At 60.8% G+C, this 12,591-nt stretch carries 12 protein-coding genes; all 12 read right to left on the bottom strand.

The genetic code is table 11. The features are described 5' to 3' along the window. Positions 1–8: 8 nt before the first annotated feature. The gene (gene ureA, locus AB4P92_RS12175) at positions 9–311 is read right to left on the bottom strand and encodes an urease subunit gamma (RefSeq protein ID WP_042557443.1); all 303 of its coding nucleotides are present in this window, start codon (positions 309–311) and stop codon (positions 9–11) included. Positions 312–484: 173 nt separating this feature from the next. Then, the gene (locus AB4P92_RS12170) at positions 485–1,324 is read right to left on the bottom strand and encodes an urease accessory protein UreD (protein WP_395599436.1); all 840 of its coding nucleotides are present in this window, start codon (positions 1,322–1,324) and stop codon (positions 485–487) included. Positions 1,325–1,367: 43 nt separating this feature from the next. Next, positions 1,368–2,066, bottom strand: a complete 699-nt coding sequence (urtE, locus tag AB4P92_RS12165) for an urea ABC transporter ATP-binding subunit UrtE (RefSeq protein ID WP_042557445.1) — start codon at positions 2,064–2,066, stop codon at positions 1,368–1,370. A gap of 143 nt (positions 2,067–2,209) precedes the next feature. Next, complete coding sequence (urtD, locus tag AB4P92_RS12160) at positions 2,210–3,079, bottom strand: urea ABC transporter ATP-binding protein UrtD (RefSeq protein WP_042557446.1); 870 nt, start codon at positions 3,077–3,079, stop codon at positions 2,210–2,212. Further along, the gene (urtC, locus tag AB4P92_RS12155; RefSeq protein WP_395599435.1) at positions 3,076–4,155 is read right to left on the bottom strand and encodes an urea ABC transporter permease subunit UrtC; all 1,080 of its coding nucleotides are present in this window, start codon (positions 4,153–4,155) and stop codon (positions 3,076–3,078) included. The genes urtD and urtC overlap by 4 nt, the downstream gene beginning before the upstream one ends. Next, entirely contained in the window at positions 4,155–5,657 is a 1,503-nt protein-coding gene (gene urtB, locus AB4P92_RS12150; protein WP_395599434.1) for an urea ABC transporter permease subunit UrtB, read from the bottom strand. The genes urtC and urtB overlap by 1 nt, the downstream gene beginning before the upstream one ends. A gap of 161 nt (positions 5,658–5,818) precedes the next feature. Beyond that, entirely contained in the window at positions 5,819–7,084 is a 1,266-nt protein-coding gene (gene urtA / locus AB4P92_RS12145) for an urea ABC transporter substrate-binding protein (protein WP_042557449.1), read from the bottom strand. Between the two features lie 298 nt (positions 7,085–7,382). Continuing rightward, positions 7,383–8,762: a PepSY-associated TM helix domain-containing protein gene (locus tag AB4P92_RS12140; RefSeq protein ID WP_395599433.1), complete on the bottom strand. Its 1,380-nt coding sequence runs from the start codon at positions 8,760–8,762 to the stop codon at positions 7,383–7,385. A 125-nt stretch (positions 8,763–8,887) separates the two neighbouring features. After that, a complete protein-coding gene (locus tag AB4P92_RS12135) occupies positions 8,888–11,008 on the bottom strand; it encodes a TonB-dependent copper receptor (RefSeq protein ID WP_395599432.1) in 2,121 nt (706 codons plus the stop codon). A gap of 84 nt (positions 11,009–11,092) precedes the next feature. Next, positions 11,093–11,524 carry a DUF2946 domain-containing protein gene (locus AB4P92_RS12130; RefSeq protein ID WP_047299527.1) on the bottom strand — a complete coding sequence of 144 codons (432 nt, stop codon included), beginning with the start codon at positions 11,522–11,524 and terminating at the stop codon, positions 11,093–11,095. Positions 11,525–11,545: 21 nt separating this feature from the next. Beyond that, a complete protein-coding gene (locus AB4P92_RS12125) occupies positions 11,546–12,025 on the bottom strand; it encodes a copper chaperone PCu(A)C (protein WP_150594088.1) in 480 nt (159 codons plus the stop codon). A 48-nt stretch (positions 12,026–12,073) separates the two neighbouring features. Continuing rightward, on the bottom strand, positions 12,074–12,472 hold the full coding sequence (locus AB4P92_RS12120; RefSeq protein WP_115145905.1) for a DUF2946 domain-containing protein: 399 nt from the start codon (positions 12,470–12,472) through the stop codon (positions 12,074–12,076). Positions 12,473–12,591: the final 119 nt, after the last annotated feature.

Below are 12,591 nucleotides of genomic sequence, written 5' to 3'. Positions count from 1 at the left end.
GCGCGGCCTCAGACAATCGGTTGGTGGACGGTGACCAGTTTGGTGCCGTCGGGGAACGTTGCCTCAACCTGAATCTCCGGGATCATTTCCGGGATGCCTTCCATCACTTGATCGCGGCTGAGCAGGGTGGTGCCGAAGTGCATCAGCTCGGCCACGGTGCGGCCGTCACGGGCGCCTTCGAGCAGGGCTGCGGAGATGTAGGCCATGGCTTCCGGGTAGTTGAGCTTCACGCCGCGAGCCAAACGCCGCTCGGCGACGAGGCCGGCGGTGAAGATCAGCAGCTTGTCTTTTTCGCGTGGGGTCAGGTCCATTTGGAATCAATCTCGGCAGTTAAAGATATTAAGTCGTGCGCACTGTAGGAGCTGCCGAAGGCTGCGATCTTTTGACTTTGTTTTTAAGTGCAAGATCAAAGGATCGCAGCCTCGTTTCACTCGACAGCTCCTACAGGGGGATTGCATTTCAGGGTTCAAATGCGCAATGCATTTCAGGTGTTCCAGATTCGTGGGGGCTGGGCGTCGCGACCCAGCAGGGCGGGTCTGAGCAACCGCCATAAATCAATCAACCAAGCCCGCGCCAACAACGCTTCACTGGCCAGACAACGGGCAACCACCAGCCCCGGCAGTTGGGTCAGGTCACCGCGCACCTCATGGCCCAGCGAGCGGCAGCGCTCCAGCAGTTCAGCATCAATTTCGCCGGTAACCAGCAACGTCGCAAACACCGGATGCCCGTCCAGCCCGATCGGCGAATCGAGCAAACCGTCACCGCCGACAATGCGCTGACGTTCATGCCAGAGCAATCGACCATCACGACGAATATCCAGATGACTCTGAAAATGGCCCAGATCAAAGCGCTCGCCACTGGCCGGACGACCCAGCGCGACCACGTCCCAGTAGAACAACCGCGCATCGCCTTCAAGATCAATCGACGTCGTCAGTTCAGCCTGCGCGGCGCTGTAGACGATGGTCTCTTGCGGCAACCATTCCAGCGTCGCCCCGACAGCAACCTTCAGATCCAGCTGCTGATACGCAGGACCTGCCGCGCGGTACCACTTGGCCGCGCCGGGGCTGGTGATCTGCGCCCAGGCGTGTTGTTCGACGCGGGCGCTGATGTTCAGCCGATCGCCGCCGGCGATCCCGCCGGGCGGGTGGACGATGATGTGTTGGCACACTTCAGGACCTTCGGCGTACAGATGCTTTTGCACCCGCAGCGGGCCGAGGTGACGGCGCATGACCGGGCGCGTGCAATCGCCGAAGCGCGCATAGGCCAGCTCCAGCTCAGCGTGCCAGCTCGGGGTAAACAGGGCAGTGGAAATGGGTAAATTCATGGTTTGTAATTATCGTTAGGAAGCTACAGGTTAGATCGTATCGTTAAATCGTGACTAGCCCGCGCACACCTTCGGCCTCCATATTTTCGCCGCGACCCTGTTGCACGATCTCGCCCCGGGACATCACCAGGTACTGATCGGCCAGCTCCGCGGCGAAATCGTAGAACTGCTCCACCAGCAGAATCGCCATGTCGCCACGCGCCGCCAGCTTCTTGATCACCGCACCGATCTCCTTGATCACCGACGGCTGAATGCCTTCGGTGGGCTCGTCGAGGATCAGCAGGCGCGGACGGCTGGCCAGTGCTCTGCCGATGGCAAGCTGCTGTTGCTGACCGCCGGACAAGTCGCCGCCGCGACGCTGTTTCATCTGCAGCAGCACCGGGAACAATTCGTAGATGAACGCAGGGACTTCCCTGGCTTCGCTGCCGGGAAACCGCGAGAGGCCCATCAGCAGATTTTCCTCCACCGTCAGCCGGCCGAAAATCTCGCGACCCTGGGGCACATAGGCAATTCCGGCGTGGACCCGTTGGTGCGGTTTGAACGTGGTGATGGGTTTGCCTTCCCAATTTACCGCGCCTTCTTTCGCCGGCAGCAGGCCCATCAGGCATTTGAGCAGCGTGGTCTTGCCCACGCCGTTGCGCCCGAGCAGGCAGGTAACTTCGCCGACCTTCACGTCAAAGCTCAGGCCACGCAGGATGTGACTACCACCGTAATACTGGTGCAGCTTTTCGACTTGCAGCATGTCCAAATTCCTTCTGTTCTACACAGAACCCTGTGGGAGCTGGCTTGCCAGCGATTTCGGTGGTTCAGTCGACATCGATGCTGGATGTGCCGGCCTCATCGCTGGCAAGCCAGCTCCCACAGTTTTTGATGAGTGTTTGCAGTTCAGCGGCCGAGGTAAACCTCGATCACCCGCTCGTTTTCCTGCACCTGCTCAAGCGATCCCTCCGCCAACACGCTGCCCTGGTGCAACACCGTCACGTGGTCGGCAATCGAGCCGACAAACCCCATGTCATGCTCCACCACCATCAGCGAGTGCTTGCCGGCCAGGCGCTTGAACAGTTCTGCCGTGAACTCGGTTTCGGCATCGGTCATGCCCGCCACCGGTTCATCGAGCAGCAGCAGTTGCGGGTCCTGCATCAGCAACATGCCGATTTCCAGAAACTGTTTCTGCCCGTGGGACAACAACCCGGCCTGACGATTGACCGAGGTGGTCAGGCGAATGGTGTCCAGCACTTCGCTGATGCGATCACGTTGTTCGCCGCTCAAGCGCGCACGCAAACTGGCCCACACCGATTTGTCGGTTTTCTGCGCCAGTTCAAGGTTTTCAAACACACTCAGCGCTTCGAACACCGTGGGTTTCTGAAACTTGCGACCGATGCCGGCCTGAGCGATCTGCACTTCGCTCATCTGTGTCAGGTCCAGGGTTTCGCCGAACCAGGCTTTGCCGTGGCTGGGACGGGTCTTGCCGGTGATCACGTCCATCAACGTGGTTTTGCCTGCGCCGTTGGGGCCGATGATGCAGCGCAATTCGCCGACGCCGATGTACAGGTTGAGATTGTTCAGTGCGCGAAAGCCATCGAAGCTGACGCTGATGTCTTCAAGGGTCAGGATCGTCCCATGGCGGGTATCGAGGCCCGGGCCGACGCGTTGGCCGAGGCCGATGGAATCGCGGCTGGTGCCGGCATCCTTGTTCGGCTCGACGGGAAAGAAGGCGGGTTCAAGCATGAATTCTGCGCTGGCTGTGACTCTCATGATTCACCTCGTTTTTTCAGCAGACCGATCACGCCTTTGGGCAAGTACAGGGTCACGATGATGAACAGCGCACCGAGGAAGAACAGCCAGTATTCAGGGAACACCACGGTGAACCAGCTCTTCATGCCATTGACCACGCCAGCGCCCAGCAACGGGCCGATCAAGGTGCCGCGTCCACCGAGGGCGACCCACACTGCCGCTTCAATCGAGTTGGTCGGCGACATTTCGCTCGGGTTGATGATCCCGACTTGCGGCACGTACAGCGCACCGGCCAAGCCACACAGCACCGCGCTCAACACCCAGACAAACAGCTTGAAACCGCGGGGGTCATAGCCGCAGAACATCAGACGGTTTTCCGCATCACGCAGCGCGGTGAGCACCCGACCGAACTTGCTGCGCGCCAGACGCCAGCCGATAAACAGACTCGCCACCAGCAACAAAACCGTCGCCAGAAACAGCACCGCGCGAGTGCCCGGTTCAGTGATGCCGAAACCCAGGATCGTGCGGAAATTGGTGAAGCCGTTGTTGCCGCCAAAACCGGTCTCGTTGCGGAAAAACAGGAGCATGCCGGCGAAGGTCAGGGCCTGGGTCATGATCGAGAAATACACGCCTTTGATTCGCGAGCGGAAGGCAAAAAAGCCGAACACCAGCGCCAGCAATCCCGGCGCCAGCACCACCAGACACATGGCCCAGAGGAAGCTGCTGGTGCCGGTCCAGTACCACGGCAATTCGCTCCACGACAGGAAGGTCATGAACGCCGGCAGGCCATCGCCGGCAGCCTGACGCATCAGGTACATGCCCATCGCATAACCGCCGAGGGCGAAGAACAGACCGTGGCCCAGCGACAGCAAACCGGCGTACCCCCAGACCAGATCCAGCGCCAGAGCGACGATGGCGTAGCAGAGGATTTTGCCGACCAGCGTCAGGGTGTACGCCGAGACATGCAGCGCATTGTCCGGCGATAACAGTGACAGCAGCGGCAGGGCGATCAGCAGTGCGAGGATCACACCACCCACCGCCAGTGTGATTTTCGGGCCGGCCTTTTGCGTGGCCGTAACGAGCAGGGGCTGGTTCATCAGTCGATCACCCGTCCTTTCAATGCGAAGAGGCCTTGCGGACGTTTCTGGATGAACAGAATGATCAACGCGAGGATCAGGATCTTGCCGAGCACCGCTCCGATCTGCGGTTCAAGAATCTTGTTGGCGATGCCCAGGCCGAATGCCGCGAGTACGCTACCGGCCAACTGGCCAACACCGCCGAGCACCACCACCAGGAACGAGTCGATGATGTAGCTCTGGCCCAGATCCGGGCCGACGTTGCCGATCTGGCTCAGCGCCACGCCGCCGAGTCCGGCGATGCCGGAACCGAGGCCGAAGGCGAGCATGTCGACGCGACCGGTGGGCACGCCGCAGCAGGCGGCCATGTTGCGGTTCTGCGTGACCGCGCGGACGTTGAGGCCCAGGCGTGTCTTGTTCAGCAGCAGCCAGGTGAGGACAACCACAAACAACGCGAAAGCGATGATGACGATGCGGTTGTACGGCAGCACCAGATTGGGCAGCACCTGAATCCCGCCGGACAGCCACTCGGGGTTGGCCACTTCGACGTTCTGCGCACCGAACAGCAAACGCACCAACTGAATCAGCATCAGGCTGATGCCCCAGGTGGCGAGCAGGGTTTCCAGCGGTCGGCCGTAGAGGTGACGAATCACCGTGCGCTCCAGCGCCATGCCAATGGCGGCGGTGACGAAAAATGCCACCGGCAGTGCGATCAGCGGATAGAACTCGATGGCCTGCGGGGCATAGCGCTGGAACATCAACTGCACCACATACGTCGAGTAGGCGCCGAGCATCAGCATCTCGCCGTGGGCCATGTTGATCACGCCGAGCAGGCCGAACGTGATCGCCAGACCCAGTGCCGCAAGCAGCAGAATCGAACCCAGCGACATGCCGCTGAACGCCTGCCCGAGCACTTCGCCGATCAGCAATTTGCGTTTGACCTGGGCGAGGCTGGTTTCCGCGGCGGTGCGCACGCCGGCATCGGTTTCGACGCCGGGTTCGAGTAAACCTTCGAGGCGAGTACGCGCCAGTGGGTCGCCGGTTTCACCGAGCAGACGCACTGCGGCGAGTCGCACTGCCGGATCACTGTCGACCAGTTGCAGATTGGCCAGCGCCAGGCTCAGGGCCGCGTGGACACTTTCATCTTTTTCGCCAGCCAGTTGCTGGTCGAGGAATTTCAGCTGCGCCGGTTTGGCGCTTTTCTGCAATTGCTGCGCGGCGCTCAGACGGATTTTGGCGTCGGCGGCGAGCAATTGGTGGCTGGCTAGAGCGGTGTCGATCAGACCCCGCAGGCGATTGTTCAGGCGCAGGGTTTTCGGTTGGCCGTCGACGGTCAACTCGCCTCGTTGCAGCGCGTTGATCAGTTCGATACGGGCCGGGTCGGGCTGCGCGGCCCAGGTTTCGAGCAGTTTGGCTTGTTGCATGGGATTGGCGGCGACGAAGTCTTCGGCGTCGCCGGCGTGGGCCAGCATCGGTAACAACAGTGCGATGGCACAGATGAATCGGTAGAGGGCAGTGGGCATAGTCAGTCGCCTTGACGCGGACATTGTGGGAGCGAGCCTGCTCGCGAAAGCGTTCTGTCAGTCACATCAATGTTGGATGTGCCGACGTCTTCGCGAGCAGGCTCGCTCCCACAGGGAATTGCGTCAGCCTTGCGTCAGGCGCAAGACCGACATCCAGTGACTCAGTTGCTCTTCACCGCATAATCCGGCTTCTTGTCGTTGCCATCGATAAACGGACTCCACGGTTGCGCCCGAATCGGTCCCTCGGTCTGCCACACGACGTTGAACTGACCGTCGGCCTGAATCTCGCCGATCATCACCGGTTTGTGCAGGTGGTGATTGGTCTTGTCCATGGTCAGGGTGTAGCCCGACGGTGCGGCAAAAGTCTGGCCGGCGAGGGCTTCGCGGACTTTGTCGACGTCGGTGGATTTGGCTTTCTCTGCGGCCTGCGCCCACATGTGGATGCCGACGTAAGTGGCTTCCATCGGGTCGTTGGTCACCGCTTTGTCAGCACCCGGCAGGTTGTGTTTCTTCGCGTAGGCTTTCCAGTCGGCGACGAATTTCTTGTTCGCCGGGTTCTCCACCGACTCGAAGTAGTTCCACGCGGCGAGGTTGCCCACCAGCGGTTTGGTGTCGATACCGCGCAATTCTTCTTCGCCTACCGAGAACGCCACCACCGGTACATCGGTAGCTTTCAGGCCCTGGTTGGCCAGTTCTTTATAGAACGGCACGTTGGAGTCGCCGTTGACGGTCGAGATCACCGCAGTCTTGCCGCCAGCCGAGAACTTCTTGATGTTGGCAACAATGGTTTGATAGTCGCTGTGACCGAACGGGGTGTAGACCTCTTCGATGTCCTTGTCGGCGACGCCTTTGGAGTGCAGGAACGAACGCAGGATCTTGTTGGTGGTGCGCGGGTAGACGTAATCGGTGCCGAGCAGGAAGTAGCGCTTGGCGCTGCCACCTTCTTCGCTCATCAGATATTCAACAGCGGGGATGGCCTGCTGGTTCGGCGCGGCGCCGGTGTAGAACACGTTCGGCGACATCTCTTCGCCTTCGTATTGCACCGGGTAGAACAGCAGACCGTTGAGTTCTTCGAACACCGGCAGCACCGATTTACGCGACACCGAGGTCCAGCAGCCGAACACCACCGCAACCTTGTCCTGGGTCAGCAACTGTCGGCCCTTTTCCGCAAACAGCGGCCAGTTCGAGGCCGGGTCGACCACCACCGGTTCGAGCATCTTGCCGTTCACGCCGCCCTTGGCGTTGATCTCGTCGATGGTCATCAGCGCCATGTCTTTGAGCGACGTTTCGGAGATCGCCATGGTCCCGGACAACGAATGCAGAATCCCGACCTTGATGGTCTCGGCTGCCTGGACAGTCCAGGTCATGCCCATCGCGGCAATGGATGCCGTGAGTGTGAAAGCCTTGATCAAACTGCGACGCTTCATTGTGCGATCTCCATGAACGTTAAAGTTTTTTATGGTTGGCAGATGCGGACGACTGAAGGGTGTTTTGCAAGGGCTGTGCCCGGTCGGGTTTGGGCAGGAAAATGTCGTGTTAGAGCGCTTGCGCTGCTGAGCTCTGCACCATGAAGGGACGCACATGAGGCGTTGGTGCAGGCGGTCGCGCCAGAATGGGGCGCGAACAATCCGTGTAGGCGCTGCCGCAGGCTGCGATCTTTTGATGTTGTTTTTCAAGATCAAGATCAAAAGATCGCAGCCTGCGGCAGCTTCTACATGGGGTGGTTCAGGATGAAGTCGAGGCGGACTCGGTTTGCCTGCTCAGGCGCGACAGCAGCAGTCGATCCAGCAACCACACCACCACCAGCGAAGCCCCCACCAGCGGAAAGATCACCGCCAGCGCAAGCATGATCACCACGCCGGTTTTCCATTTCGGCAGGTCATGACGCAGCGGTGGCACGCCGAACTTGCCCTGTGGGCGACGCTTCCACCAGATCACCACGCCGCTGACGGCGCTGAGCAGAATCATCAGGCAGATCAGCAACACGACGATCTGGTTGAAGGTGCCGAACATCTTGCCTTCGTGCAGCATCACGCCGATTTCCGTGGCTCGCGCGACCGTGCCGTAGTGCTCGAAACGCACGTCGGCGAGCACCTTGCCGGTGTACTGATCGACATGCAGCGTGGCGTCGTTGCGTGGGTCGTCGGCAAACACGGCGATGGTGAACACACCGGTAGCGGTGGTGGGCAGGGTGATGCTGTAGCCCGGTTCGACTTTGCGTTCAGAGGCGATGTTCTGCACATCTTGCAGGCTGATGCTCGGCGCGGCCGGGCCGGCCGGGGCAGCGCCGTGGGCCATGTGTTCGGCGTGGTCGCCGGACATTGGCATCGGCGTGTTTTCCATCGCCCATGGCACGGTCTGGCGCGTGGCGCTGTTGAGGCTGCGGGCCTCGACGTCGGAGGTCGGCACGTTTTCCCACATCGCCGCCGGGAACACGTTCCACACCTGCGCGTATTGCTTGCCCCAGAAGCCGGTCCAGGTCATGCCGCTGAGCAGCATCACCAGCAGCAGTGTCGCGCCCCAGAAACCGGTGACCGCATGCAGATCACGCCACAACACGCGGCCGCGACTGTTCAGGCGTGGCCACAGAATCCCCGCCGCCTGACCGCGCGGCCACCACAGGAAAAGCCCCGACACCACCAGCACCACGCCCCAACCGGCGGCCATCTCGATCAGTCGGTCACCGACGGTGCCAATCATCAACTCGCCGTGGATGGCGCGGGCGATGGCTTGCAGATTCTGCGTGGCATCCTGTTCGCCGAGGATGTCGCCGTGGTACGGATCGACGAATACGTTCAGCTCCTGCCCGGCATTGGTCACGACAAATTGCGCGCTGCGCTCGGGGTTGACCGGTGGCAGGTACTGGGTGATCTGGCCTTGGGGATAAGCACTTTTGACCCGCTGCAGCAGGTCATCGGCGGGCACGGTGTGATGACCGGCCGGGACGTTGAGCAGGCTGCTGTACATCAGCGAATCGAGTTGCGGTTTGAACAGGTAAATGATGCCGGTCAGGGCCAGCATCACCATGAATGGCGCGACGAACAATCCGGCATAAAAATGCCAACGCCAGGCCAGGTTGTAGAAATTCGGTTTGGGCTTTTGCATCACGTTTGCTCCGCTTGGCGAATCATTTTTCAAGATCAAAAGATCGCAGGCTGCGCCAGCTCCTACATGGGGACAGCGTTCAACCTGTAGGAGCTGGCGAATGCTGCGATCTTTTGATTTTTTTGTTAGAAACTCATGTCCACCTTGGTCCAGAGCGTGCGCCCCGGCTCATTGATGGCTTGCGGGTCGTTGGCCGGGTAGCCGAAACCGGCGTTGCCCGCCAGGTTCAGGTGTTCGGCGTAAGCTTTGCCGAACAGGTTGTCGACGCCGCTGCTGACCTTCCAGTTTTTGTTGATCCGGTAGGCACCGTTGAGCGAGAACACGCCGAAGCCCGAACTCTTGTCGTAATCCTTGCCGACCACGTTGCCCTTGTTCTGATCGATACGGTTTTGCGCAGCAACCACCCTCCACAGTGCGCCGGCGCTCCAGTTGTTTTCGCTATAGGTCAGGCCCAAACGTGCGTCCAGCGGCGGCATTTGTGGCAGGGCCGAACCGTCGCTGCTGTTCTTGCCCCAGGCGTAAGCCAGGGTCGCATCGGCCTTCCAGTGGTCGGTGAGGTTGTACGCGGCGCCGAGTTCACCGCCCATGATCCGCGCGTCGATGTTCTCGGCGCGGGAAGTGCTCATGCCCATCATTCCCGGGGTGTAGTCGAAGAGGATGTAGTCGCGCACCACGCCGATGTACCCAGAGGCCCAGGCCTCAAGATCGGCACTCTTGTAGTTCACGCCGAAATCCAGCTGGGTGGTCTTTTCCGGTTTGATCGAGTCGAACGCATTGACCGAGCCGGCAGGTCCGGATTTCGGCGAAAACAGCTCCCAGTAATCCGGGAAGCGCTGCGCGTGGCCAATCCCGGCGTAGAGCGTGGTCGGGCTGTCGGCCAGATCATGCTCGTAGCGCACGAAGCCGCTCGGCAAGGTGTCGGCGCGGGTGTCATCGGCGGTCGGATTGGGCCGGGCCATCATTCCCGAACCGCTGGTCTGGCGGTAATCCTTGGCCGATGCACGGTCAACGCGGGCGCCGGTGATCAGCCGATCACGGTCGGCGGCGTACCAGGTCATTTCGCTGAACACGCCGTAGTTATGGAAGTCGGCGTCTTTGGTGTAGGGCTGATCCTTGTAGGTATCGATGCCCATGCCGCTGCGCTGGCGGTGTTCGTTGGTCTGCGCGTCGAGGCCGGTGATCAGCTGAATGTCAGCCCAGCGCCACGTTGCCTTGACCCGTGCGCCCAGGGTGCGGCGGTCGACATTGGATGCCATTGGCCCCGCCATCATGCCGGTGCCGGACGGGGTGCGCAGGCTGTAGTTATCCATCACATGGTCGGCGTAGTTGTAATAGACCTGCGCTTCCAGCTTTTCCAGCACGTCGGTGATGTTGGATTTTTCGATACGCAGGCCGAGGCTTTCACGCAGGAACTGTGAGCCGTCCATGCCGCGTCCGGCGTAGCGGGCTTCACCATCACCCTTGCCGGCGGTGAGCTCGATCAGGGTGTCGGCGTCCGGCGTCCAGCCCACGGCGACATCGCCATTCCACTTGTCGTAGCGCGAGGCGACGATGTCGTTGTTGCCGTCGCGGTAGTCGTCGGAGTGCGCGGTGTTGCCGATCACCCGAACGTAGCCCAGCGGCCCGCCGGCAGCGGCGTCGACGACTTTGTCGAAGCGCCCGTGGGAGCCGGCCAGAATGCTGGCGTTCACCCGCGTGCCGAGTTCGCCGAAGCTTTCCGGTTCACGGTCGAACAGCACGGTGCCGGCCGAGGCGCCCGGGCCGTAGAGCACGGTTTGCGGGCCTTTGATCACCGTGAGTTTGTCGTAGGTTTCCGGCGAGATGTACGAGGTCGGCGCGTCCATCCGGCCTGGGCAGGCGCCGAGCATCATGCTGCCGTTGGTAAGAATATTCAGGCGCGACCCGAACATCCCACGCAGTACCGGATCACCGTTGGTGCCACCGTTGCGCACCAGTGCAAAGCCGGGAATGGTCTTCAGATAGTCGCCGCCATCGCTGGCCGGCACTGGCTGGCGCGGGTCTTTGGGGTTGGTGACGATGGTCAGCGGTGAGCTTGGGGCGATGGCGGTAATCACCGTCGGGCTCAGTTCTTCACGGTGATCGGCGTGATCATCGGCCAGCACCAGCGGGGACAGCAGGATGCCGCAAAGGACGGCGATAGCGTGCCTGAAACGAATGCGCGATTCGTTCAAAGCGAAGGACGCCTGGGCAGAGCCCGAGCGGGGAACAGCAGAAAACCTGGACATGACAATTTCCATCAAACAGTCGTAAACGACACGGCCGGCAGCCTGAGGCTGTCTTCTCAACCGTGTGCAATCAAAGGTGCGTGTTTACGCTGTGACGGGCGGGGCGCGGGGGCGGGCGCCGGGAAAGAAGGTTGGCCGGGCATGACCCAGGCGTGGCGAGGGTGAAGTGAAGGTGTTCAGCGGCAGGATATTGAAGGCAACGAAATCGCCGCCGCCGGTCAGTGCCGGGCAATTGAACAGCAGGCTGCAATAGCCGCATTTTTCCCACAGCACATGCTGCGAGGATTGTGGCGGGCAATGTTCGGCGGAGGGTTTTGCGCCATGCCCGGCGTGATCCATGCCGGGCATGTCCATCGACATGTCCATGCTCATTGGCGTGGATGTCGAGGCGTGTTGATTCATCGGCATCGACTGAGAAATCAGTGGGCCGATGAAGATCATCAACATGGCGAACAGGGCGATCCAACTGCCGTGCTGACGGCGGTTGTCGATGGACCTGGCGCGAGGCGGGCGCATGGGCAGGATCAGCCGGGCTGATTACTGAGCGTGCGCGTGGGCCTTTGTAGTTTCCGGCGGTTTCTTCTGCACGGCGACTTCGACGGTGACGTCCCCGGCTTTCTCGAAGTGCATGGTCAACGGGAAGCGTTTGCCGTCGCTGAGCAGGCTGCGGTCCGTCGGGTTGAGTAGCATGACGTGATAGGCCATTGGCGCGAAGGTCACGTTGCCGCCCGCAGGAATATCAACACTCGGCACCTGCTGCATCTTCATCAGATCGCCCTGCATCACATGCTCATGCAGTTGTGCTTCGGGGGCGATGGGCGAGTCGACACTGAGCAAACGGTCGGCGGTTTTACCGTTGTTGTGAATCACGAAATACGCGGCAACCGTGGGTGCATTGGGCGGTAATTCCTGTGACCACGGGTGGGCAATTTCAAGCTCGCCGGCCTTGTATTCGTGGGCATGGGCGAAGCACGCAGGCAGCAACAGCGCAGCGATGACGATGAATTTGTTCAACATGGCAGTTCTCCAGAACGATTTGAAACGCAGATTAATTGCGCGAACAAATCAAACCAGAGGGGAGGCGCGGGGGTTCAGGCTCGGCCATTGCTGGCGCGGCGTGGGGGTTTGCAATGAGACGGGCGCCACGCTGCGATTGCTTTCGAAACGCGCGAAATACAGCTGCGGTGCATGCCCCGGCAGCGCAACCAGCGGCGCTGAGCCTGAGCAACACCAGCAATGCTGCATGTTGGAATGGGTGTCATTCGGCGGGGCTTGCTGATCCGTGGTGCCGATGTTGATCGCCACCATTTTCGTCCCGCTGCCAGTGCAGAAACTGCTCCACAACAATTGCTCGGCCGGTGAATTGGCCGTCTGTGCCATCGCTCCCGTCATCGGCATGGCGAGCATGTTGAACAGCACTGCAAAGCAGGCAATCCAGGCAAGCGCGAGCCGTTGTCGGTTCATGGGACAGATCCATAGGGTGGGCGATCAGGCGTGGCTATTTAGCCTGATCAGGGCCGATAAGTAAAAAAGCGTCGTGCGGTTTGGTGTCGCAGAGCTTCCTGCAAGAGTTTGAGAAGTCT

Origin of the sequence: Pseudomonas sp. A0308 (assembly GCF_044218815.1) — a bacterium.
Classification (GTDB): Bacteria; Pseudomonadota; Gammaproteobacteria; order Pseudomonadales; family Pseudomonadaceae; genus Aquipseudomonas; species Aquipseudomonas iridis.
This window is presented reverse-complemented; position numbering and strand designations above follow the sequence as displayed.